Source organism: Pararhodobacter zhoushanensis (genome assembly GCF_003990445.1).
Classification (GTDB): domain Bacteria; phylum Pseudomonadota; class Alphaproteobacteria; order Rhodobacterales; family Rhodobacteraceae; genus Pararhodobacter; species Pararhodobacter zhoushanensis.
In genome coordinates, this window is record NZ_REEZ01000020.1 from 1 (window position 1) to 23,356 (window position 23,356).

Annotated in this window: 17 protein-coding genes; 5 read left to right on the forward strand and 12 right to left on the reverse strand. The window is 65.1% G+C overall.

The genetic code is table 11. The annotated features are described in order from the left end of the window. The 12 genes from EAE28_RS23305 to EAE28_RS23935 all read right to left on the reverse strand — a co-directional run. On the reverse strand, positions 1 to 500 hold a 500-nt coding region (locus tag EAE28_RS23305), incomplete at its 3' end, for a PKD domain-containing protein (protein WP_220443995.1). Positions 501 to 1,839: 1,339 nt separating this feature from the next. Continuing rightward, the gene (locus tag EAE28_RS23310; protein WP_127110839.1) at positions 1,840 to 3,372 is read right to left on the reverse strand and encodes a glutamate synthase-related protein; all 1,533 of its coding nucleotides are present in this window, start codon (positions 3,370 to 3,372) and stop codon (positions 1,840 to 1,842) included. A 139-nt stretch (positions 3,373 to 3,511) separates the two neighbouring features. Beyond that, complete coding sequence (locus EAE28_RS23315; protein WP_164736762.1) at positions 3,512 to 4,981, reverse strand: TolC family protein; 1,470 nt, start codon at positions 4,979 to 4,981, stop codon at positions 3,512 to 3,514. Further along, positions 4,968 to 6,470, reverse strand: coding sequence for an FUSC family protein (locus EAE28_RS23320; RefSeq protein ID WP_127110843.1), 1,503 nt, complete (start codon positions 6,468 to 6,470; stop codon positions 4,968 to 4,970). The genes EAE28_RS23315 and EAE28_RS23320 overlap by 14 nt, the downstream gene beginning before the upstream one ends. Next, positions 6,467 to 7,501 carry an HlyD family efflux transporter periplasmic adaptor subunit gene (locus EAE28_RS23325; RefSeq protein WP_127110845.1) on the reverse strand — a complete coding sequence of 345 codons (1,035 nt, stop codon included), beginning with the start codon at positions 7,499 to 7,501 and terminating at the stop codon, positions 6,467 to 6,469. The genes EAE28_RS23320 and EAE28_RS23325 overlap by 4 nt, the downstream gene beginning before the upstream one ends. Further along, complete coding sequence (locus EAE28_RS23330) at positions 7,498 to 7,716, reverse strand: DUF1656 domain-containing protein (RefSeq protein ID WP_127110847.1); 219 nt, start codon at positions 7,714 to 7,716, stop codon at positions 7,498 to 7,500. The genes EAE28_RS23325 and EAE28_RS23330 overlap by 4 nt, the downstream gene beginning before the upstream one ends. A gap of 313 nt (positions 7,717 to 8,029) precedes the next feature. Then, entirely contained in the window at positions 8,030 to 9,289 is a 1,260-nt protein-coding gene (locus EAE28_RS23335; RefSeq protein WP_127110849.1) for a class I SAM-dependent methyltransferase, read from the reverse strand. 131 nt (positions 9,290 to 9,420) lie between these two features. Continuing rightward, entirely contained in the window at positions 9,421 to 10,725 is a 1,305-nt protein-coding gene (locus EAE28_RS23340; protein WP_127110851.1) for a cytochrome c, read from the reverse strand. Between the two features lie 10 nt (positions 10,726 to 10,735). Beyond that, a complete protein-coding gene (locus EAE28_RS23345; RefSeq protein WP_127110853.1) occupies positions 10,736 to 12,505 on the reverse strand; it encodes a GMC family oxidoreductase in 1,770 nt (589 codons plus the stop codon). Between the two features lie 3 nt (positions 12,506 to 12,508). Continuing rightward, complete coding sequence (locus tag EAE28_RS23350; protein ID WP_127110855.1) at positions 12,509 to 13,204, reverse strand: gluconate 2-dehydrogenase subunit 3 family protein; 696 nt, start codon at positions 13,202 to 13,204, stop codon at positions 12,509 to 12,511. 339 nt (positions 13,205 to 13,543) lie between these two features. Beyond that, the gene (locus EAE28_RS23355) at positions 13,544 to 15,184 is read right to left on the reverse strand and encodes an amidohydrolase (protein ID WP_127110857.1); all 1,641 of its coding nucleotides are present in this window, start codon (positions 15,182 to 15,184) and stop codon (positions 13,544 to 13,546) included. Continuing rightward, entirely contained in the window at positions 15,181 to 15,657 is a 477-nt protein-coding gene (locus EAE28_RS23935) for a MarR family transcriptional regulator (protein WP_164736763.1), read from the reverse strand. The genes EAE28_RS23355 and EAE28_RS23935 overlap by 4 nt, the downstream gene beginning before the upstream one ends. Before the next feature lie 169 nt (positions 15,658 to 15,826). On the opposite strand from EAE28_RS23935, the gene dctP reads away from it, so the two are divergent. The 5 genes from dctP (at position 15,827) to EAE28_RS23385 (ending at position 23,106) form a co-directional block, all read left to right on the forward strand. Next, positions 15,827 to 16,849, forward strand: a complete 1,023-nt coding sequence (gene dctP / locus EAE28_RS23365) for a TRAP transporter substrate-binding protein DctP (RefSeq protein WP_127110861.1) — start codon at positions 15,827 to 15,829, stop codon at positions 16,847 to 16,849. A gap of 3 nt (positions 16,850 to 16,852) precedes the next feature. Continuing rightward, entirely contained in the window at positions 16,853 to 17,359 is a 507-nt protein-coding gene (locus tag EAE28_RS23370; RefSeq protein ID WP_127110863.1) for a TRAP transporter small permease, read from the forward strand. After that, positions 17,356 to 18,714, forward strand: a complete 1,359-nt coding sequence (locus EAE28_RS23375; protein ID WP_127110865.1) for a TRAP transporter large permease — start codon at positions 17,356 to 17,358, stop codon at positions 18,712 to 18,714. Before EAE28_RS23370 ends, EAE28_RS23375 begins: the two co-directional genes overlap by 4 nt. A 64-nt stretch (positions 18,715 to 18,778) precedes the next feature. Then, positions 18,779 to 20,428 (forward strand): sulfatase-like hydrolase/transferase, encoded by a 1,650-nt coding sequence (locus tag EAE28_RS23380; RefSeq protein WP_220443996.1) that lies wholly within the window; start codon positions 18,779 to 18,781, stop codon positions 20,426 to 20,428. 248 nt (positions 20,429 to 20,676) lie between these two features. Beyond that, on the forward strand, positions 20,677 to 23,106 hold the full coding sequence (locus tag EAE28_RS23385; protein ID WP_127110867.1) for an ATP-binding protein: 2,430 nt from the start codon (positions 20,677 to 20,679) through the stop codon (positions 23,104 to 23,106). The last annotated feature ends 250 nt before the right edge of the window (positions 23,107 to 23,356 follow it).

The window sequence follows — 23,356 nt, forward strand, 5'->3', positions numbered from 1 at the left end:
CAGGCGTAGGTCAGGCTTTGCCCGCTGTCATTCGCGGTCGAGCCGGTGCCGTCCAGCGACACCACAGCACCCTGCGCTACCGACTGCGGGATCCCCGCTTCGGCGGTGGGCACGGTGTTGGCGGGGGCGTTTACCGTGATCTGCACGGTATCGGCGGTCGAGGCGTCAAAGCCGTCGTCAACCACCAGCGAGAAGGTCAGCACCAGCGCGGTGTCACCGATGTTCAGGCTCGGCGCGGTGAAGCTGGGGCTGGCGGCCGTGGCGCTCGACAGCGTCACCGCGGTGCCCGCGGTCTGCGTCCAGGTGTAGGTCAGGCTCTGGCCGCTGTCATTCGCGGTCGAGCCGGTGCCGTCCAGCGACACCACAGCGCCCTGCGCCACCGACTGGGCGATGCCAGCATCGGCGGTGGGCACCGTGTTGGCGGGGGCAGAGGGTGTTATCGTGACGATGTGCGTGGTCGGGTTTGCGCCTGAAAAGGCGAATTCATGAAATGTCGGCACACCGCCGGTCGGCGTCCCGGTGAAGGAAAAACCGATATAGGCGTCCCCGGCATACGACCCATTTGCCCCGTCTGCCGTGAAGCCAGAGACGTCGGAAAAGCCGCAGCCTTCAATGACACTTTGCGTTATGGGAGAAGAAGCTGTGATATTATTGCTGAACCAATAGCTGCCACCGGAAGCGTAGGATCCCAGATAAATCCATGCGGTATTAACGCCCGCGGTCGCGCTTTGATAGGAACTGACAGAGCAGCTGCCCAGCGCCGTTGCCACAAAAACCTCTGAGCCAGTCGAAGTCAATGCGTCGGATGGCGTTGCAAGGCCCCCCATGATTGACGCAACGCTCAATACACCGCTTAACCACTTAAACATCATCCATCCCCATCAATCTCACATCGCGCCACGTGCCTGTACGCGTACAGCTTTCATCACAATGGGTTAGAAGCTTCACGGATGTACAACAACTCATTTTCAGGTTGCATACGGGTTTCCCCGTTGTTGCGGCAAACGCGCCACATTTTGCGTGGTCGGGTTTTGCTGACCGAGGGGACGCAAATCCTCGCCGTAAAGCCCCGTGAAAGGCGCGACGGCATTAAGATTCCCAGTGGTAAGAAAGGGAATTGCCCGCTGGGTGTCTGACGGAATCCGGCGATGGCATGGCGGCGCGACGTAATACCCGCCGTCAACGATGCGCGCGGAGGTGATCGTTGCAGAATGCGAATTTGCGCGTCGCTAGGCGTGACATTCCTAAGAAACTTTCAGCCAGAACACTTGGCCGAATCGGAAACCCAACACTTTATCCACAGACCGGTAGTCCGGGACGCGGGCATTTTTACGGTCTGGCAGACGTCGCAGGGGGTTGGGGACAGACAGTTAACCCTGTTGCAATCGATCTCCCTGCCCGGATCACCATCGTTGCGCTTGTGACAGGCCGCGCCGAGACGGTCCTCTGATCAGTGCGGCGGCCTGCACCTGATGCTTGATCTTTTCGGGGTCGACGCGCTGGTGGGGATCGAGCGGACAGGGCGATCAAGTGCGGCGCCGCGTGAAGCGCGCCGGTGCCGCTGGTCGCCTGCGCGGCCTTGGCGCTGAGAAATGAGGTCGTGCCATAACACACACTAGATCATCCGGGGCGACGCTGACCCGTCTTCGACATGCGCCCCAACGGGGACAGGACATGCTGCGGTGACCCGGAACGCATCAACCCCAGACAGCGCTGTACGCCTCGAACACTCCGGTTCACGCCAAGCAAAGACCCTGCGCTCGGAGCGCCGACAAAGGGCTGCCGCTCCAGCGAGGGCACTGGCTGGGCGGCGAACATTCGGCGCGTATCATCAGCGCCTTACCCTGAAACACCGCCGAAACGCACCCCGCTGAGGTCGGCCATCTCGCGCTTCCAGGTGGTCAGGTCGCGTGGGCTGAACGCCGAGAGGCTGGCATGACCACAGGCACGGGCGAGCACCTGCATCAGCTCGACGCTCGCGCCGAAATACCGCGCGAGGCGGTCTGCGCCCACCTGCACATCCAGCCATTTGCGCAGTTCGGGCTTTTGCGTGGCGATGCCCACCGGGCAGTTGTTGGTGTGGCAGATGCGCGCCGCGACACAGCCGACCGCCTGCATCGCCGCATTGCTCAGCGCCACCGCATCGGCCCCCAGCGCCAGTGCCTTGGCGAAGTCCTCAGCCACCCGCAGCCCGCCGGTGATAACCAGAGTCACCTCGCGGCCCGTTCGCGCGTCCAGATGACGCCGGGCGCGCGCCAGCGCGGGGATCGTCGGCACCGAGATATGGTTGCGGAAGATCAGCGGCGCAGCCCCTGTGCCGCCGCCACGACCGTCGAGAATGATGTAATCGGCACCGGCCTGCAGTGCGAAGTCGATATCGTCCTCGATATGGTTGGCCGACAGCTTGAAACCGATGGGAATGCCGCCCGAGCGTTCACGCACTTCATCCGCGACGCGCCGGAAATCGTCGGGCGTGTGCAGGTCGGGAAAGGTTGCAGGCGACACGGCTGCCTGCCCCGGTTCAAGCCCGCGTACCTCGGCGATGCGACCCTGAACCTTGTCGCCGGGCAAGTGCCCGCCGGTTCCGGTCTTCGCCCCCTGCCCGCCCTTGAAGTGAAACGCCTGCACCCGTTCCATCAGGGCTGGATCCCAGCCGAACCGGGCCGAGGCGAGTTCGTAGAAATAGCGGCTGTTTTCCTGTTGCTCTTCGGGCAGCATCCCCCCCTCGCCCGAGCAGATGCCGGTTCCTGCCAGCTCCGCGCCGCGGGCCAGCGCCGTCTTGGCCTCTTGCGACAGCGCGCCAAAGCTCATGTCCGACACGAACAGCGGGATGGTCAGGGTCAACGGCTTCTTCGCGCGGGGCCCGATGGTCACCGAGGTCGCCACCGTCACATCATCCAGCAGCGGCTTGCGCGCCATCTGCGCGGCAAGGATCTGGATATCGTCCCACTGCGGCAGGTCTTTGCGCGGCACCCCCATCGCGCCCATCTCGCCGTGGTGGCCCAGCTTGGACAGCCCGTCGCGGGCCAGCGCATGAATGCGGGCGACGGTGGGCTCTTCGGGTGTCGGTTGTGCGGTGGGTGTTTCGCTTTTGGTCTGAGGCGACGCGTCGCCGACCGCGCGGTCGCCAAGCCGGGTGTGCGTCCCGTCACAAAAAGGCGCATCGCCGGTCGCCTTGCAGCGGCACAGCACCGCTGAACCGGTCTTTTCAGCGGTGAAGCTGAGCGGCGTGATCCCGGTCCCGGCATGCGAGCCGTCGCAGAACGGTTGCGATGACGAGCGGCCACAGCGGCACCATGTATAGGTTTTCCCCGCCTCAAGCTCTACTTTTGCGGGCGATTTGGCAGCGATGATCGGCACGGCGTCGGGCATGTGTCAGTTCCTCCTGTCCGGTATCCAGCGGTCCCGCAAGCCCCGCACTTGTAGCAACGCAGCGGCTATGTCGCAAAGACTGTCCGAGGGGCGGCTCTTACCCGCCCCGCCGGTCGTCCGGTGCTGCGCCGGGCCGCTGTTACCGCCCCGACGCGATCTGACCCGAGGCGAAAGCCAGCAGCGCCGCCGACGAGCGGGCGGTGCGCTGCGCTTCAACCCGAGACAACTGGGCGTCGTAGAGCATGCGCAGCGCGGTATCGACCTCGCCCACCGTGGCCAGCCCGCGTCCGGCCATCGACCGCGCGGCGTCATAGGTGGTCTGCGCGGTCGAGACCATTTCAACCGCCGCCGTGTTCGCCGCGAGCGAGGCGCGCAGCGCCTCATAGGCGGCGATGATCTCGCCCTCGGCCATGGCGCGCAGGTTCTCGGCCTCGGCCAGCGCGGCCTGATGCCCGGCCTGTGCCTCGGCCAGCCGCAGCTGACGGGCGTTGCCGTCCCAGATCGGGATCGACACGCCCAGATAGACGCCCGCGACGTGCTGCGAGCGCTCGATCCCGGCGCTGCCAAGGCGGGAGTCATCGATGGTGCCGCTCAGCACCCGCTCGCCCAGCGTGGCCGACGCGACGATACGCGGCCGGAACGAGGCCTCGACCGCCGCGACATTGGCCTCGCTGACGCGGGCGCGGGCAAAGGCGGCTTGCAGATCGGGGCGGCGCTGAAGCGCGTCTTGCAGGAAGGCATCGACCGCCGCAGGCGGGCGCGGCGGCAGTTGGAGCGTGCTCGAGAGGTTGACGCGGATCGGCTGGCGCGGCGACAGCCCGCAAAGCGTGGCCAGCCGGGTCGAGGCCGCTGTGGTTTCGGACCGGGCGCGGGTCAGATCGAAGCGCGCCTGCGCCACGACCTGTTCGGCCTGCGCCAGTTCGGTCACCGTGGCGACCTGCTGTTCGCGGCGCGCGCGGGCCATGCCGGCGATTTCCAGCGCGGCGTCCTGACGCTGGCGCTGGATAGCCTCGCGCTGGGTGGCAGCCTGCAGGTCGTAGAAGGCCTGCGTGACGTCATGGATCAACGTCTGATGCGCGCCCACGAAGGTGACGTTGCTCGCAAAGGACGCTTCTTGTGCCCCGCGCCGCAGCGCCGACCGGCGGCCAAAGTCGAACAGCAGCCATTGCACCGACAGCACCGCCGCATCCGCGCCGGTTCCGGTCGCGACCGAGCCCGCAGGCAGAACGCCCAGCGGGTCATTGACCGCCGTGCTGTCCGAGGCATGCCGCCCGGCCAGAATTTCGGCGCTGATGCGCGGCAGGTAGGTTGCCTCGACCAGCCCGACCGCCAGCGCCGCCTGCCGCGCCCTGAGCCACGCGGCGCGGGTCACCGGGTTGTTGGTCTGGGCGATGTCGATCAGGGTTGGCAGGTCATAGACCTGACCGGGCACCGCCGCGCGGCTTGCAGTCGCGCCGGGAACGCGGGTATCGGCGGCCAGCGTGAAGCTGCTCATCCCGTCAGGCGGGGCCGAGGGATCGGCGGGGGCCAGCCCTGCCGTGTCAACCTGCGCACAGGCGGCGATCAGCAGCATCAGCGGGAACGGTCGAAGTGCCTTAGGCAGCGGCATGCGCAGTGCTCCTGAGAAAGGCGTGATACCGCACCTTGGCAGCGGCAATCTGGGGGGAAAGATCGGCAAGCCGCTCATAGCGGGCCATCTCGGACAGACGCATCGCCTGCGCCAGCGGTGCGCGCAGCCGGGCGATGTCGCGCCCTGAGCGCGGCGGCGGGGCAGTGGCGAGGGCCGTGTCCATCTCGTCGATCGCGGCCAGCGCGTCATCGCGCGCGGATTCGGGCCAGACCACGGCAAAGACCACCATGATCACCGCGCTGCCAAACAGGATGCCGATCACCCGGCTGACTGCCGCGCCGATCCCGGTCGGCGGGCCAAAGCCGGTGAGCACCACAAGGAAGAAACACAACGCAAGCTGCCAGCCAGCATAGGAAATCCGCTCGCTGCCCAGCCCGATCCACGCCGCGACAAAGGTCGGCACGGCGAGCAGCAGCAACAGCCCGCCGATGTCATCCACCAGCGGCATCAGCCACAGCATGGTGGCGAACCCGGCCACCGCGCCCATCACCGCGCCCGAAAAGCGCAGGGCGATGCGATGATGCGTCTCGCCACGTGTGCCCAGTGCGACGTAGAAACAGGTGATCATCGCCGTGTGGATCTGGAACATGCCAAAGGCGGTGTAGAAGGCGTAGGTGATCACCACCGCCAGCGAGACCTTCAGCGCAAAGCGCACATGGCGGGGGTCGGTGAACGCGTCTGGCCGCAAAAACGGCACCGGCTCGGGCGGGGGTGCCGCGTGGCTGCGCTGCGGGAAGACCCCGGCCTCGGCCAGCGCGAGCTGGTAAAAGCTGTCATCGGCACGGTAGGCGAGGCGCGCGGCTTCCTCGCCACGTGCCTCGCCCAGCATGCGGGCGAATTTGCGGTAGTCGTCCAGCGGTCCCATGCCCTCATCCAGCAAGGCCTGCGCGGATGCCCCCTGCGGATCGGCCAGCGCGCGGGTGCGCGCGGTGATCCGTTCCTCGGCGCAGCGCACGGGTCGTTTGCCCGCCAGCGCCGCCCAGAACGCCATCAGGCCCAGCGGCAGCGCCAGCACGACCCACATCCATTCCAGCACGCGGTTCATCAGCTCGGGCACCGGGATGACATCGGCCAGCGTCAGCAGGAAGGCAAAGACGAACCCCGCCGTGCCCGCCAGCGGTCCCAGTTTCGAGGCCTGCGACAGGAACATCCCCAGAAAGGTAAACCCCACCAGCGCGGCCAGCCGCAGCATCGGTTCCTCGATCACGCCGCGCAGCAAGAGCACACCCAGAAAAATCCCCAGCGAGGCGGCGATGGTCAGCTTGATCGCGGTAAAGATGCTGTCGCCCGCGTTGTCGCGGTGGGCGAAGAAGATCAGGTAGCACGACAGCGCCACCTCGGGCACGCGCAGCGCCATGGCGATGGCGCTGGTGACCAGCACCAGCCCGGTGATCGTCAGCGCGCCGGAAAGCCGCCCGTCGCGCGGCGCCAGCTCGGCCAGCAGGGTCTGTGCCGAGGCGTCGGTCATTGCGCCGCGTCCGCTTCCACCCCCAGAATGCGCACCGAGGCCGAGGCGCCAAGCCGCACCAGCCCGGCGGGGGCGTCCTCAAGCTCGATCTCGACGGGGAAGCGCCGCGCGGCGCGCACCCAGTCGAGTTTGCTCGCCACCAGCGGCAAGCCCAGCAGCTGCGCCTCGTCATTCGAGCGCACGCCCCAGCCCACGCCCGTTACCCGGCCCCGGATCGGTGTCGACGGGGCGGCCAGCAGGAACACCCGCACGCTGTCGCCCAACGCGATCTGCGGCAGATCCGTCTCGCGGAACAGGGCGGTCACCCGCCATTCGCTGTCGTCGATCAGCGAAAAGAGCGGTGCGGCGGTGACGACAAACTCGCCCGTCGTCATCGTCAGCCCGGCGATATAGCCCGCGCGCGGGGCGCGGATTTCGGTGTTGCGACGGTTGCGTTCGGCCAGCGCCACAGCGGCACGGGCGGAATCCACCTGCGCGCGGCGCGTATCGAGCGTGCCGACAAAGGCACCCGTGCCGCTGGCGTGGCTGCGCGCCTGTTGCAGCGTCACCTCGGCATCGCGGACGGCGGTGCGGGCGCTGTCCACCTGTTGGGCGGTGACATAGCCCTGCTCCAGCAGCGGTTCGAGCCGCATCAGCGTTTGCCGTGCAAGGATCAGATTGGCCTCGGCCCGGTCGATCTGGCTCGAGGCGACATCGGCGTTGGATTGCTCCAGCGCGCGGTTGCCTTCGCCCTGACGCAGCTCGGACTCGGCGGCGGCTAGCGCGGCGCGGGCCTGCTGCAGCTCCAGATCATAGACCTCGGGGTCCAGCCGGAACAGCAGCTCACCGGCCTCGACGTGCTCGTTGTTCTCGACCGCAACCTCGATCACCAGACCCGGCACGATGGCGGCAATCTCGACCACCGGCGCATCCACCGTGGCCGCGTCGGTCATCGGATGGCTTTCCGACTGCTGCCAGGCCCAGAACGACAGCCCCCCGGCACCCAGCGCCAGAACCGCAACACCGACCCGCAGAAAGGCGCGCAGCGTCATTGGTAGCCTCCGATCCACAGAACATAGAGCCCGACGCCCGACAGAACGGCGGTCGACAGATGGAAAACCGCCGGGGCGGGCAGATGCCGGGACAGGCCCGTGGCAATGAGCACTTCACGCAGCACCAGCGCCATGACCAACCCGGCCAGCGCCGCGAACAGCCAGACCGGGAAGGACGATCCATACAGGGCTATGACAGGCGCTCGCGGGGTCATGGCGTCCTCATGTCGGGGTCATCCGGTGTCGAAAACTTGAAGACTTGGTTTTGCGCGATAGTTGACGACGGCGCAAGGCGAGCCGCGCACCGGTTACGCGCCGTAACGGGTGCAGCGGCTGGCTGACCGGGGGCAAAAGGCGCTTTCTTAAGCGCCGTGATCCGTTCGTTTCTCTGTTATTTCCATGCCTTACGCCGTCTGGAAACGGTGACCCGAAAGCTGCCAAGGGCATGGACCGAGGCCAGTGTCCTTTTGGGCGGGGTCCGCACGATTCCCCCCCCCCCCTACCCCGCACTGCGTCGCGCCGCAGGCCTCAGGCGCGGCGTTCGGCCTGTCCGGCGGGAGACGCGGCGCTTTTGGCACGCGCCCAGGTCGACGGGGGCGCGAAACCATGATCAACGGCATACTCGGCATTTTCCGGGATATCCGCCACCGGGTCGTCAACCCGAAGCGTTGCCTCTGCCGAGACGGAGACCCTGACCGCTTCATCCTGCGCGACAGACAGGCTCAGATGCGCCGCGTCGTGATGGGCGCAGACGCTCAGTTGCACGCCCGGTTGCGCGGGGATCGGGTGATCGAGCAGAAACGCCGTCCGGCCCCAATGGCCATCAGCCTGCACGCCGTTCGTCACCCGGATACCCGGTGCCAAGCGCATTTCAAAGAACACGAAAACCGCGTGGATGGTGCCCGTGGTGGCGCTTGTCAGAACCTCGATCCGTTGCGCGGGCTTGGTGGTGGGTCGGGTGAAATCGAACGCAAACAGCGGCTTTGCAGGCCCAAGGGGCTTGAGGCCACAGATGGCAAAATCATTCGGGGTAATCTGTGCGATGGTGGCAAAGTGGTGGAACGCCGACAGATTGAACCCCTCGGCCTGATGAGGACGCCACAGACGCATGAGGGCATCGCTTTCCACCAGTTGCGCCTTGAGCACCCCATGCTCGGGAATGGTGCGCGCCTCGGGCTTGGCCAGCCGGTGCATGGCGTGAAACAGCGTGTCGAGCGCCCCTTCGCCCAGCAACAGTGTATCGACGATCTCGGAAATCACCACATCGGCGGGTTCGGGCATATCGACGCCAATGACAAGATTGTGCGACATCTTGGGGATCACCGTGATCCGGTCCGCAAGCCCGTTTTCGGCGATCACGCGCGTGGCGGCTTGCGCGATCAGGGGCTGTTGTTCGCAGGTGTAGACGTGCTTTGCCCCGGCCCGCGCCGCCAGCATGGCCGTCAGCCCCGCGCCGCAGCCGATGTCGAGCACGATATCGCCGGGCTTGACCTTCGCCGCGATGGCAGCGGCATAGGCGCGGTTGCGGGCGCTGTCAGCGAGCATGGGGAAATGCCAGCGCGGGACGAACATCTGATAGAGCCGTTGTTGCAGGACTTGCGCCTTATGATGGTGCGGCGCGAGGGCGAGCGCATCGGCCAGCAGTTGCGCGGTGCGCAGGCCGCCATCGGTCAGCGGCTCAAGCGTCGCGCGCTGGACAAGGCGGTCTGCCTCTTGCAGACGAAGATAGGCAAACGCCTGTAAACCCTGATGTTTTGCCAAAGAGGTCAGCGCAAGATCTTTTGCCATAGGTCGGATGTCCTCGTTCTAAGGAAGGGGTCCGAACAGGCATAGCGGGCGGGCGAATAAGATATGGTAAACGCCCCTGGCAATTGTGGTGGGTGCGGTGCCGACCACCGGGGTCAGCACCGCACCGATGCTCAGTTCGTCGCCGGCTCATCGCGCAGGGCCGAGACATCGGCGGCGGACACTGGTCCTGCGTCATTGGTCCAGCCCTGTCGCAGGAAACTGGCCAGCGTGGCAACCTCGTCATCCGACAAACGGTGCGCAAAGCCCGGCATGCGCAGCCGCTCGGGGCGTTCGGCGGTCGAGGGCAGTTCACCGCCGTGCAGGATCATCGAGATCAGGCCGGTCGGGCTGTTGGCGGTGACCAGCGACGAGCCGTCCAGTTCCGGAAACACCTCATCCGCGCCGCGCCCGTTGACAAAGTGGCAGGCGCCACAATTGTCGAGGTACAGCCTTGGGCCCAGATCCATCGACGGGTCAGCCGACGCCAGCAGCTGTTCGGTGGCGGTCTCCGTCGGCTCCGCAGGTGCCTGCTCACCGCTGTTGAGGTGGACCAGATAGCCCGCGATGGCATCGAGATCCTCATCACTGAAGAATTGCGTGGAATCGCGGATCACCAGCTGCATCTCGCCATTGACGGCGGAATGCGCATTGCGGCCGGTGGCAAAGATCAGGCGAATGTCGGCTGCGCTCCAGCCCCGGATCGCGCTGTTGGCACCGCGCAGGGCGGGTGCGGTCCAGCCGGCGATCTCGCCGCCAGACAGGAAGGCATCATCCGCACCAGTCAGCGCCGCCTGCGTCATGATCGGGCTGCGTGGGGTATGGCACGCGCCGCAATGGCCCGGCCCGGTGACAAGGTATTCACCGCGCGCAAGCTCGGCGTCGCTGAGTGTGCTGGTGAAGCCCGGATCGCCCAGCGCCAGCCAGTTCCACCCCCGCAGCGCCCAGCGCTGGTTGAAGGGGAAGGACAGCTCGGTCTCGGGCGTCGGGTTGGACACCGGCTCGAGCTGGTCGTGGAAGTAGGCATAGAGCGCGCGGATGTCTTCCTCGCTGAGCATGCGGTAATTTTCATACGGCATGGCAGGGTAAAGATGCGTGCCGTCGCGGCGCAGGCCGTCGACCAGCGCGGCGCGGAAATCGGCCAGCGTGTAATTGCCGATCCCGGTTTCGGGGTCAGGCGTGATGTTGGAGGAATAGATCGTCCCCAGCGGGCTTTCGATGGGCCGCCCGCCCGCGAAGGGCACACCGTCATCGGCGGTATGGCAGGCCGCGCAATCGGCCAGCCGCATGGTGTATTCGCCCTGCCCTTCGGGCACGGTGTAATCCGCCGCCAGCGCCGTCTGCGCAGGGGTGCGCTGGACCGGGATGAAGATGAAGGCGATGAGGGCCACGACACCAATGACCGCCAGAACGAGGATGAGACGCAGGAAGGTTTTCATGATGCTCTCCTCACACCAGCGGCCGGGGGTTGGGCAGATAGTCGCGCCGGATCGCATCTGCGGCCCAGTAGGCGAGCGCGCCGACCGCCCCCGTGGGGTTGTACTGGATGTTCTGCGGGAAGGCCGAGGCCCCCATCACGAAGACATTGTGCTGGCCCCAGGTCTGCAGGTAGCGATTCAGCGACGAGGTTTCGCGGTCCTCACCCATGATCGCGCCGCCGACGTTATGCGTGGTCTGATAGGGCCGCACGTCGTATTGCGCGCCCTCACTCTTGTAGGACGAGCGCCAGCTGTCAGGTTGCATCGCTTCGGCAATCGGTTCGATCTTGGAGCGCATGAATTGCGTCATGCGGATGTCGTTGTCCTTCCAGTTGAAGGTCATGCGCATCAGCGGGCGGCCATGGCGGTCGGTATAGGTGGGGTCGAGGTCCAGATAGCAGTCGCGGTACGCCATGTTCGACCCATGCGAGCCGATGGACATCGAATGTCCGTACCAGTCGCCGATCCCCTGCTTCCAGCCTGCCCCCCATGACGGCGTGCCAGCGGGAAGCGAGATGCCCCGGATCGGTTGCCCGTTCGAGATCCCTGCGGTGATATAGCTGCCACCGATGAACCCCTCCCGCGCAAAGTCGATCTGGTTGATGGCGTAATCGTCGATGGACACGCCGTTTGATCCGGCGGCAGCGAAGGGGTTGAACTCGACATCGCGGAAGAACATCGAGGTGCCGCCGTTCATCTGATAGGCATAGTTCTTGCCCGTCGTGCCGGTCTGCGTGACCGGATCCCACGGATCACCGATGCCCGAGAGCAACATCAGGTGGACGTTGTGCAGCGAATACGCAGCGACGATGACCAGATCGGCGGGCTGGAATACTTCCTCCTGCGCGGCCTCATCAAAATAGGTGACGCCGGTGGCGGTGGCGCGGTCCTCGGCCAATTCGATCTTCAGCACCTCGGAGTTCACCTTGTAGCTGAAATTCGGCATCCGCTTGAGCGCGTCCAGCACGCAGGTCTGCGGGCTGGATTTCGAGTAGTTGGCGCAGCCGTAGCGTTCACAGAACCCGCAGTAGTTACACGGGCCCAGCTGCATGCCGTATTCATTGGTATAGGCTTGCGTTGCATTGGCGGCAGGGCGCGGGAACGGGTGCAGGCCCATGGCCCGCGCTGCCTGCTCGAACATCTGCGCATCGACGCCCTGTTTCATCGGCGGCATCGGGTAGTCTCGGCTGCGCGGGGCCTCGAACGGGTTGCCGCCCGGCTGGATCTCGCCGTTCAGGTTGCCCGCTTTGCCCGCGATCCCGGCCATATACTCGAAACGGTCGAAATAGGGTTCCAGCTCGTCATAGCTGACGCCCCAGTCCTGAATGGTCATGCCCTCGGGGATGATGTCGGCACCGAAGCTTTCCTCGACATAGGACTTCAGGCGGAACTCCTCGGCCATCGGGCGCCAAGTCTGGCCGTTCCAGTGGATGCCCGCGCCGCCGACACCATCGCCGGGCAGGAACGACCCCAACCGGCGATACGGCTGCGCGGTTTCGGTCAGCGAGCGGCGCACCGTCAGGGTCGAGTTGCGCGGCTTTTGCATGAAACCCAGCCGGATGCCGTATTTCAGCTCGTCAATCACGTTGGGATACTGGAAATCGGGCACCGTCTCGCGGTCTGGTCCGCGTTCGAGGGCAAGGATCTCAAGCCCTTCCTGCGCCAGTTCCATGCCAAGGATCGAGCCAGTCCAGCCCAGCCCGATGATGACGACGTCTTTCTTGGGATCTGTGCGTGCCATGGTTCAGGCCCTCTCACCAGCGATGTTGACCGGGCCGAGCGGATACGCCTCGGGCCGTCCCACCCATTCAAAGAAACTGCCCCGCGCGCCGGGGAAGCCGATATAGACCCAGGACGCCATCCCGGCGTTGCCGCCGTATTGCGGGTCAGAAAAGTACCCCTCGCGGGTGTTTTGCAGCAGCAGGCTCCAGAACTCGCGCAGCTCGGGGCCAAGCGGGACGTCACCTTCCGACAGCGCGGTGATCGCGGCGTCCTGCGTTTCGGCGTCAAGATCGGCGAAGCTGGCGTTGTGGGTCTGGGCGCACCACGCGTCGAAGGCGGCAATGCCGCCGCGATAGATCTCGGCCGGGGTCAGGGGCGTCTGCGTGCCCAGAAACGGATCGGCTGTCGGGGTAAATGGCCCCTCCATGTAGAGATCAGCCGCGGTGCCGAAGTCGCCCGCCAGCTGGCGGTCGATGAACACCGGCACGCGGGTTTCAAGCGCGCCCGGCCCCTCGCCGTCTTCGGGAATGATCCGGTCGGTCGCGGCCATGATGAACGCGTATTCGGCAGCGGTGAGGTATTCAGGTTGGTATTGGTCCAGCGGCACTTCTCGCGCGGCCTGAGCGCGGGCGTGCATAGCAAAAACGCTCAGCGCCGCCCCCGCAGCTGTTCCGGCAAGGAAAGTGCGGCGGCTTGGTTTGGTGAAGTCTGGTGGCATGGCGGTGCGGCCCCTGTTGTGTTCCCGACGCATGATCTGGCTGTCAGGACGAACGCGCGGGGCGCGCTGCGGCACGAGGGGCCGGTAAGGTCGAGGCAGCCATTGAGACCGCATGCGCGCGAAATATCCGCGTAGGGGCGGCCCTCATGCGGACTCAACCGGCGAGACGCCCAAGAGTTCCCAGAATTCTGCACCTCAGGCATGGCGTCGCGTGGCGCGCGTGGGTGCAAACATGGCACCAAGGACCTGCAAGCCGCTGGCTTTTCTCTAAAAAACGGCCCGGTCTATCCGACCGGGCCGCCCCAGAAAAGCCTGGCGTATCAAGGGCACCGGTCGCCTTCAGGCTTCAAAGACCATCGCACCCTCGAACCATGTCTGACGCGGCTGCACCGCGCCCAGTTCCGCCGCCGTCAGCGTCTCGATCGGCGCGTCCAGCACGATAAAATCCGCCGACAGACCGGGCCGCAATGCGCCGGTGGTTTGCTCAAGCCGCAGCGCCCGCGCGCCGTTCACGGTGAAAATCGGCAAGGCCCGGTCAAGCGCGATTGCCTGATCCGCCCCGACATGGCCGTCAAAGAGGCCCGCCGGGTCGGCGCGCGTGACCATGCCGGCAATCCCGGTCCAGGGGTTGGCATCGGGGGCGGCGGCGGGCCAGTCCGAGCCGTAGATCACCTCGGCCCCGGCATCGAGCAGACTGCGCACCGGATGGCAGCTTTCGGCCCGCGCATCGCCCAACACGGCGCGCTGGCCGGGCGTGACGGGGTTGGGGAACCACAGCTTGGGCGACATCTCGGCCACCGCCCCCAGCGCGGCGAAGCGTGCAAGGTCCTGCCGCCGGATGAAGTTGGCATGCGCGATCTCGTGGCGCAGCCCGCTGGCCCCGTTCGCGTGCCGCGCCGCTTCGATCGCGTCGAGCCCCGCCTGAATGGCGCGGTCACCGACGGCGTGCATCTTGACGGTCAACCCGGCAGCATCAAGCGCCGTTACATCAGCATTCAGCCGCGCGGGCGGCACCAGCAGCATCGCCTCGGGGTCGTGCATCGCCGGATCGGTACCCGGATATGGATCGCAAAACGCAGCCGTTCTGGCCACCGGCACGCCATCAAGGAACAATTTGGCAAACGCGGTATGCAGATGCGGGCTGCGGTAGCGCGCCCGCAGGGCTGCGATGTCTTCCATCGGGACCCAATCGCCGGTGATCGCCGAATACCGCGTCAGATGCGCGCCGACATGCAGGTTCAGCCTGCCCGCCAGATCGGCCTCGGCATAGGCCTTGAGTTCGGGCGCGAAGGCCATCGGCTCTTTGAAGCCGGTGATGCCCTGCGCGTGAAAATATCCCGCCATATGCAGCACGGCCTGCGACAGTTGCGCGGCGGTCGGGGCGATTTGCGGATGAACAGGCGCTGTGGCTGCCTCGATCAGGATGCCGGTCGGCACGCCGCTGGCGTCGCGCTCGATCTCGCCCCCCGGGATTGCCGGACTGTCGGGGCCAAAGCCGATACGGCGCAGCCCCTCGGAGTTGAGCCACATGTTATGCTGCGACAGATCCTTGACGACGACCGGATGGTTCGGCGCGATCGTGTCCAGCAGCGCGCGCGGCACGGTTCCCAGCGAGGGGCGCTCGAACGGACGCCACGGCCCGGCGACGATCCACTCGCCCGGCGGGGTCTGCGCCACGCGCGCGGCAATGCTGTCGAGCAACAGCCGGAGCGATCCGCTGAGGCCGACATAGACCTCGAACAGATCGCGGCACGCCCCCCACAACCCGTGCGTATGGCTGTCGATCAGACCGGGCATCACCGCCCTGCCCCCGAGTCGCACGATTTTTGTGCCCGGACCGGCCAGCGCCTCGACCTCCTGCGCCGGACCGACCGCGAGCAGATGCCCGGCGCAAACCGCCAAGGCCTCGGCAAAGGGGCGCGCGGGGTCCATGGTGCGGATCCGGGCATCGGTCAGTATCAGCGTCGGGGTCTGGGTCATTCGCGCGGTTCCTCGGTTGCGGGCATGGTCAGCGGGAGTGGCGGCATGGCATCGACGACTTCGCGCAGGCGGTGGAGCATGCGGACCAGTTGCTCCAGCTCTTCGCGCCCATAGGCATCCTCGATGTCGCGGTAGACCGCTTCCGAAATAACGCCGATGCGGGCGAACAGATCCTGGCCCTTGTCCGTCAGGGTTACCTTGCGGCGGCGGCTGTCCTCGCCGGGCAGCACATCGACCAGCGCACGCTCTTGCAGCGACTTGAGCAGCCGCGAGACCGAGGGCTGCAACAGCGCGCAGCGCGTGGCGATGGTGCCGACGTCCAGCGCCTCGCCATCGCCGAGGGCACGAATCACCTGCCATTGCGGCGGCGTGAGACCGACAGCATGGGTGTGGACCTGAAACTTCTGCGCCGTTGCGGCGCGCGCGCGCGCCAGCGACAGCGGCAAAGCGGATTCAAAACCGCGCATTTTCATAGCCGTTGCCTCCTTGGCTTGCTTCTCATCATTACCCGGCATCGCGATCTCCAACGCCCTTCCTGAGGTGCCGATCATAGCACTTGACTTGCTTCTGGCTACATATAACGTGTTATATAAATCAAGATCAACAGTCGCAACAAGCGGCGCAACCCCACGGGAGACTTGCATGAAACCCTTTAAGTACGGGACGTTAGCGGCTGCGCTTTTGGCGGCCCAACCCACCCTTGCGGACACCACCATACTGTTCAACAACTTCCTGGGGTCGAATGACGCCCTGTGGACGGATGTCCTGGCCCCCTGGATCGGCGACATCGAAAGCGCCACTGACGGGCGCGTGACCTTCTCGGTCCCCGCCGCCTCGCTGGCGCCACCGCCGGGCCTGCTGAACGCGGTTCAGCAAGGCGTGGTCGACGGTGCGTTCCAGATGGTCGGCTTTCTGCGCGAGTCTCATCCTGAGCTTCAATTGCCGCTGCTGCCGATGACCTATTTCGGCAACGAAGAGACCTCGGTTGCGCTGTGGCGCACGTATGAGCGGTACTTCGCCGGTCACAATGATCTGGAAGACGTGGTGCTGCTGGGGCTGATCACCACGCCGTCGGGCAGCTTCTTCAACATGCAGCCCGAGCCGTTCGAAAGCGTCGAGGATCTGCAGAACGTCAAGATGTGGTCCCTGCCCGGCGTCACTGCCGAGGCGCTGGCGGCGCTGGGAGCGGTGGTGACACCCGGACCGGCGGTGCGGATGTATGAGGTGATCTCGGGCGGCGTGGTGGATGCCTTCTGCTGCATCAACTTCCAGTCGCTCGAAGTGTTCAACGTCGCGCAATACATCGGTTCGGTCACCGAAGTGCCCGGCTCGCTCTTTGCCCCCGCCTTTGCCATCTTCGTGCGTCAGGATGTCTGGGACTCGATCGACCCGGCCGACCAGGAGGCCATTCTGGCCGTCTCGGGCGAGTCTCTGGCCCATCGCGGCAGCTTCGGCGAGTTACCTGAAGAAGCGGCGCGCCAGCGGGCCATCGACGCGGGCATTCCGGTGATTCAGGCCGATGACAGCTTCACGCAGGCGATGACCGACGCCTTTGCGCCGATCCGGCAGGACTGGATCGACTCTGTCGCGGCCCACGGCATCGACGGGGCAGAAGCGCTGGACTTCTACCTGTCCGAACAAGCCAATGTCGTGACCGGGAACTGACCGATGAAACGTTCATGGCGATGGGTCGAGATCTTCCTCGAGCTGGTGATCAGCCTGTGTCTCGTCGCCATGACCGCCCTGACGGTCATTGACGTGGCGGGCCGTTACTTTTTCGGCATGCCCCTGCAGGGCGCGTTCGAAATCTCGGAACTGCTCATGGGGCTGACGGTCTTTGCCTCGCTGCCGCTGGCGACGCGCTCGGAGAGCCATCTGACGATCGGCCTTTTCACCGATCACCTCTACGGCCGCACGCGGCAGATCCACCGGATCACCATCCAGATCATCAGCTTCCTTGCGCTGGCCTTCATCGGTTGGCGCATGGGGATCCAGACGAGCATCTTCTACCACTCACAGATCGCCACCGGCTCGTTGCGTCTGGCGCTCTGGCCGGTTGCAGCGGTCATGTCGGCGCTTGGCTGGCTGTCGGCACTGGTCGCGCTGGTCCTTGTGATCCGCGCAATCGCCGGGCGCGATCTGGACGCCAAACCCGCAAGAGGGACTCTCGAATGATCGTGTCGCTGATCGGCTTTGCCGTCCTTCTTCTGATGATCTTCGTCGGCGTCCCGCTGGGCTTTGCGCTGATGTTCGTCGGGGTCATCGGCTTTGCCTATGTCCGCGCCGATATGGTCGGACAGGCACTGCTGTCCTGGGGCGACGGCGGCCTCGAGTTCAACATGCGTGCGATCAACGGTGCGCTCGTGATGACCGGCCAGCAGATGTACGATCAGGTCGCGTCTTACGGCATGACCGTGATCCCGCTGTTCGTGCTGATGGGGGCGTTCATTCACCGCAGCCAACTGGCGCAGGAACTCTATGACGCCGCCAACGCCTTTCTGGGACACCGGCGCGGCGGGCTGGCGATGGGCACGGTTGCGGCCTGCGGCGGGTTTGCGGCGGTCTGCGGCTCGTCTCTGGCCACGGCGGCGACGATTTCCAAGGTCGCGATGCCCTCGATGCGGCGCTATGGCTATGACGACAGCCTGTCGACCGGGGTGATCGCGGCAGGTGGCACGCTGGGGATCATGATCCCGCCCTCGGTGCCGATGGTGATCTTTGGCCTGTTGTCCGAAACCGACGTGGCCAAACTGTTCATCGCTGGCATCATCCCCGGCCTGATCCTGATCGGCCTGTTCTTTGCCACCATCGCCCTTCTGACCTACCGCAACCCCGCAATCGGTCCGCGCGGCGACAAGGTCGCCTGGCCCGAGAGGTTCCGGCTGTTGCTCAGGGTCTGGGGCGTGGTGGTGATCTTTGTCGTCATCATCGGCGGCATCTATTTCGGCATCTTCACCCCGACCGAGGCCGCAGGCATCGGCGTCGCCACCAGCTTTGTGTTCGCAGTGGCGCGCGGCAAGATGGGGCTGCGCGAGCTGCGCGAAAGTCTGGTGGAAACCGGCATCACCACCGGCATGATCTTTGTCATCGCCTTCGGTGCGACGATCTTCTCGAACTTCGTCAATCTTGCCGGCTTCACCACCGCGATCTCGGAAGCGCTGATCGCGCTCGACGTCTCGCCCCTGCTCTTCGTCGCCGCGATCTGCGTCATCTATCTGATCATGGGCTGTGTCTTTGACAGTCTGGCAATGCTCATCCTGACCGTGCCGATCTTTGCCGCGATCCTGAAACCGATGGGTGTGGACATGATCTGGTTCGGCATCGTCGCGGTGATCGCGGTCGAGCTGGGGCTGATCACGCCGCCGGTGGGGATCAACGTGCTGGTGGTCAAATCGGCGGTGCCCGGGGTCAACATCTGGACCGTGTTTCGCGGCGTCTGGCCCTTTGTCATCGCCATGGTGATCGCGCTGATCCTTGTGCTGCTGGTGCCACAGACGGCGACCCTGCTGCCGGACCTGATGAACCGTTGAGCCGATATGTCGCGTCAGCCCAACGCGGTATCAGCGGCCTGCCCCTTGGAAACGGAGAGACGACGTGGCGAGAAACATTCTGTGGATCATGTGCGACCAGCTCAGGTTCGACTACCTGGGCTGTGCCGGGCATCCATCCCTGAAAACGCCCCATATCGACGCTCTGGCTGCGCGGGGCGTGCGCTTCACCAACGCCTATGTGCAATCCACGATCTGCGGCCCCTCGCGCATGTCGGCCTATACCGGGCGCTATGTGCGCTCGCACGGCTCAACCTATAACGGCGTGCCGCTGCGGGTGGGCGAGCCGATGCTGGGCGACCATCTGCGCGAGGCAGGGATGGACTGTGTGTTGCTGGGCAAGACCCACATGACCCCGGACCGCGACGGCATGGCACGGCTGGGGATCGAGGCGGACTCGCTGATCGGCGTGCGCAGCGCGGAATGTGGCTTTGACCCTTTCGACCGCCACGACGGTTTGCATCCGTCAAAGCATCCCGGCGGCGGTGGCGAGGCCTATCAAGCCTATCTGCGGGCCAAGGGCTATGACGGCGACAATCTGTGGGAGGAATGGACCAACAGCGCCGAAGGCCCGGCAGGCGAGCGGCTTAACGGCTGGCTTTGGGCGCATTCTGACAAACCGGCGCGGGTCGCCGAAGCGGATTCCGAAACCGCCTATCTGACCGACCGGGCGATGGCGTTTATCGACGGGGCCATCGCCAAGGGCAAACCCTGGTGCGCGCATCTGAGCTATATCAAGCCGCACTGGCCGTATCTGGCGCCTGCCCCGTATCACAACCTCTATGGTGCCGAGGATCTGCTCGACCCTGTCCGCAGCGAGTCCGAACTGGCCGACCCGCACCCGCTCTACGCGGCTTTCACCCAAGAGCGGCACGCCCTGACGCTGTGCCGCGACGGCGGGCGCGAGCGCGTGATCCCGGCCTATATGGGCCTGATCCAGCAGATCGACGACCACCTCGGGCGGCTTTTTGCCTTTCTGGAGGACCGTGGCATCGCGGATCAGACAGTGATCGCCTTTACCTCGGACCATGGCGATTACCTCGGCGATCATTGGCTGGGCGAGAAATACCTGTTTCACGACGCCTCGGTCAAAGTGCCGCTGATCCTGTACGATCCCGCGCCTGAGGCCGATGCCACGCGGGGCACGACCTCGGACGCGCTGGTCGAGATGATCGATCTTGCCCCGACATTTCTGGAACTCGCAGGTGCTGCGCCCAAGCCGCATGTGCTCGAGGGCCATTCGCTGCTGCCGCTGCTGCGCGACCCCACGGCCGGGCTGGCGCGGACGCACGTGTTTTCCGAGTACGACTATGCGTCCGATCAGGTGCGCGTCAAACTGGGCACCAGCGTTCAGGACAGCCGCCTGACCATGGTGTTTGACGGCCGCTGGAAGATGATCGACTGCCGGGGCCTGCCGCCGATGCTGTTTGATCTTGAGACCGACCCCGACGAGCTGTGCGATCTGGGTCGCGCGCCCGGTTATGATCTGATCCGCGCCCGCCTCTTTGACGCGATCCGGCGCTGGTATCACGACGGGCGCAACCGCATCAGCTGCGCGGATACCGACTTCACCCAAGCCGACGAGCTGCTGCGGATCGGGGCCGATCCGGTGCTGAAACAGGGCGTGGTCATCGGCTATTGGGACGAAGCCGAACTTGCCACCGCACAGGCGCTGATTGCGCAGGCTGAGGGCTGAACCACGGGCCAGACGCGCACAAAAACGACCTGCGTTGCCGCCGGTTCAGCATCCTTTCGGTGAGCCAAACGCCCACGACGCCGCCCCGCCGTGTGCCTTTGGCCACAGGGCGGGGCAATCATCGGTCGAAATGACACAGATCCGCCCGTCAGGCGGATTGCGGCCCTGTCGGGTACGACAATGGCATTGAACTGACCGGTCGGCAGGGTCATTGTGAGATCAAGGTCAAGTCAGTCAAGGAGTGTCGGTTGCAGCGCATCCTTCGTGTAACCAATATTCCTGCCGCAATTTCTCTGGCGGTCGTCGTTCTGATCTGGACCTTTGCCGAGCTGCAAAACCGCTATGTCTACCAAGAGAGCCTTCGCCATGAAGTTCTGGGCAGCGCCAGCGTGGTGCGCGCACAGATCGAGGGCACTTTGTCGTCCAATATCCAGCTGGTGCGCGGCCTTATCGCCACGCTGATCACCGAGCCGGATATGAGCGCCGAGCGTTTCGCCGCGCTTTCCAGCGGCCTGATGAACCAGAACTCGTTGCTGCGTAATCTGGCCGCCGCGCCCGACATGGTGATCCGCTATGTCTATCCGCTTGAGGGAAACGCAGCGGCGCTGGGTCTGAGCTACCTCGACACCCCCGAGCAACGTGTCGGTGCCATGCTGGCACGCGACAGCGGCAGACTGGTGGTGGCCGGACCGGTCGACTTGGTTCAGGGCGGCACTGGCTTTATCGGTCGATTTCCCGTGTTTATCCCCGACGGCACGGAACAGGGACAGTTCTGGGGGCTGGTGTCGGCGGTGATCGATGCGGATCGGTTTTACACGGCAACCGGCCTGAACGACGACTCTCTCTCCATTCAGCTGGCCTTGAGCGGCCATCTCGGTCAGGGGTCGGAAGACGCGGTCTTCTTTGGCGATGCCGCGATCCTTGACGACGACCCGGTGCAGGTCTTTGTCAATCTGCCGTTCGGCACATGGCAAATCTCGGCGATCCCGCGAGGCGGCTGGCGCGATACGCCGTCGAATGCCTGGGGCCTGCGCCTGTGGCTGCTGCTGGGCGCGATGCTGATCGTCATTCCCAGCCTGATCATGGGGCGGCTGCTGGACGAGCGGGCGAGCAATGTGAAGCGCTTGCACGTGGCCCTTCGGCGGCGCGGCGAGGCACACAGCCGCTACCAAAGCGTCTCACGCGTGAGCCGGACATTCGTCTGGGAACAGGATGCCGAGCGGGGGCTGACCTATCTGTCGAGCAGCTATCAACATATCACCGGCCAGCACCGCCAGCCGCTCTTGGGTCACAGGCTTGAGGATCTGGCGAAGAACAGCCCGCATTTCGAACCGAGGCCCGATTGGGAGGCGCTGGCGGCGCGCATGAGCGCAGAGGAAGATTTCAGCGATTTCGTCTGCCTTGCCGCCACGGCGGACGACAGCGAGGTCTGGTTGCAGCTGTCAGGCAGCCCGGTCTTTGACGAAGCGGGCGCCCTGCGCGGCTACCGCGGCGCGGGAATGGACATCACCACCGCGCAGCGCGCGCGTCAGGCCGCGGACGATTCCAGCCGCGCCAAGTCGATTTTTCTGGCCAACATGAGCCATGAGATCCGCACGCCGCTGAACGGGGTGCTGGGCATGGCGCAGGTGCTTGAAAGCCTTGTCACCGATCCCGACCAACGGGCCATGGTGACAACGATCCGTGAAAGCGGCCAGAGTCTGCACAATATCCTGAACGATATTCTGGACCTCTCAAAGATCGAGGCCGACAAGCTCGAACTTGAGAACACCCCCTTCCAGCCCGAAGCCACGCTCCAGCGCATCATGAATCTGCATCAGCTTGGCGCCGAGGAAAAGGGACTGCAGCTGACCACCAGCGGCCTGACGCCGCAAGGCCCGTCAAGACGCGGCGACACCCATCGTTTCGCGCAGATCCTACACAACCTGATCGGCAACGCGGTCAAGTTCACCGAGTCAGGACAGGTCAGCGTCGACATGTCGAACCGGCCGGGCGAGGCCCTGACCGTGAAGATCACCGATACCGGCCCGGGCATGTCGGACGAAGCGCTGAACCGGCTCTTTGATGCTTTCGTTCAGGGCGACGGCTCGGTCGCGCGGCGGCACGGCGGAACCGGCTTGGGCATGTCCATCGTGCAACGACTGATCCAGTTGATGCAGGGCGAAATCGACGTGCAATCCGCTCCGGGAAAAGGCACCACGATCCTGATCACGCTGCCCTTGCCGGAACATGAACTGGTCCGCAAGACCGAGATCGATAGCGGCGTTGCGCTGAACCTCAGCGGGCTGCGCCTGCTGACCGCGGATGACAACGCCACCAACCGGCGCGTGCTCGAAGCCATGCTGCGTGGCACTGGTATCGTTTTGACCCTTGTCGAGGATGGCCAGCAAGCGATCGACGCCTGGCGCGAGAGCGACTTCGACGTGCTGATGCTCGATATTTCGATGCCGGTGGTGGGCGGGATCGCCGCTCTGAAGCAGATCGCGCAAGAGGCTGCCGCAACCGGACGCCATTTGCCGCCGGCGATTGCCTTTACCGCGAATGTCATGGCGCATCAGATCACCGAGTATCTGAACGAGGGCTTTGTCAGCTGCGTTGGCAAGCCGTTGAACAGAACCTTGCTGCTTGATGCGCTCAAGATGGCGAGCCAACAGCAGAGCACCCCGCCGGTGCCATAATCCTGCGGAATGGCGACGATGCCCTGTGCGGACACCGGGACAGATCCGCTGGCTGTGGCCGACCTGCTATGTGAAAGCTTGGTAAATTGCGGGGCCACGGACCAGACGCCCCCGGCAACTAGCATTAATGCGCTGTTCTCCATTAACTTTTCAGCGCGTCCTGACCAATGCGCTGTTGCCCGGCCGCACCCAGGAAAAGACGGCGCGGGTCGATTCTTCGCGCAGCACGCACCAAGTTTCACTGGAAAAA

Excerpts from the sequence above, each read along its gene's own strand:
- EAE28_RS23310 (WP_127110839.1), bottom strand. The coding sequence starts at position 3,372 with ATGCCCGACGCCGTGCCGATCATCGCTGCCAAATCGCCCGCAAAAGTA.
- EAE28_RS23315 (WP_164736762.1), bottom strand. The coding sequence starts at position 4,981 with ATGCCGCTGCCTAAGGCACTTCGACCGTTCCCGCTGATGCTGCTGATC.
- EAE28_RS23320 (WP_127110843.1), bottom strand. The coding sequence starts at position 6,470 with ATGACCGACGCCTCGGCACAGACCCTGCTGGCCGAGCTGGCGCCGCGC.
- EAE28_RS23325 (WP_127110845.1), bottom strand. The coding sequence starts at position 7,501 with ATGACGCTGCGCGCCTTTCTGCGGGTCGGTGTTGCGGTTCTGGCGCTG.
- EAE28_RS23330 (WP_127110847.1), bottom strand. The coding sequence starts at position 7,716 with ATGACCCCGCGAGCGCCTGTCATAGCCCTGTATGGATCGTCCTTCCCG.
- EAE28_RS23335 (WP_127110849.1), bottom strand. The coding sequence starts at position 9,289 with ATGGCAAAAGATCTTGCGCTGACCTCTTTGGCAAAACATCAGGGTTTA.
- EAE28_RS23340 (WP_127110851.1), bottom strand. The coding sequence starts at position 10,725 with ATGAAAACCTTCCTGCGTCTCATCCTCGTTCTGGCGGTCATTGGTGTC.
- EAE28_RS23345 (WP_127110853.1), bottom strand. The coding sequence starts at position 12,505 with ATGGCACGCACAGATCCCAAGAAAGACGTCGTCATCATCGGGCTGGGC.
- EAE28_RS23350 (WP_127110855.1), bottom strand. The coding sequence starts at position 13,204 with ATGCCACCAGACTTCACCAAACCAAGCCGCCGCACTTTCCTTGCCGGA.
- EAE28_RS23355 (WP_127110857.1), bottom strand. The coding sequence starts at position 15,184 with ATGACCCAGACCCCGACGCTGATACTGACCGATGCCCGGATCCGCACC.
- EAE28_RS23935 (WP_164736763.1), bottom strand. The coding sequence starts at position 15,657 with ATGAAAATGCGCGGTTTTGAATCCGCTTTGCCGCTGTCGCTGGCGCGC.
- dctP (WP_127110861.1), top strand. The coding sequence starts at position 15,827 with ATGAAACCCTTTAAGTACGGGACGTTAGCGGCTGCGCTTTTGGCGGCC.
- EAE28_RS23370 (WP_127110863.1), top strand. The coding sequence starts at position 16,853 with ATGAAACGTTCATGGCGATGGGTCGAGATCTTCCTCGAGCTGGTGATC.
- EAE28_RS23375 (WP_127110865.1), top strand. The coding sequence starts at position 17,356 with ATGATCGTGTCGCTGATCGGCTTTGCCGTCCTTCTTCTGATGATCTTC.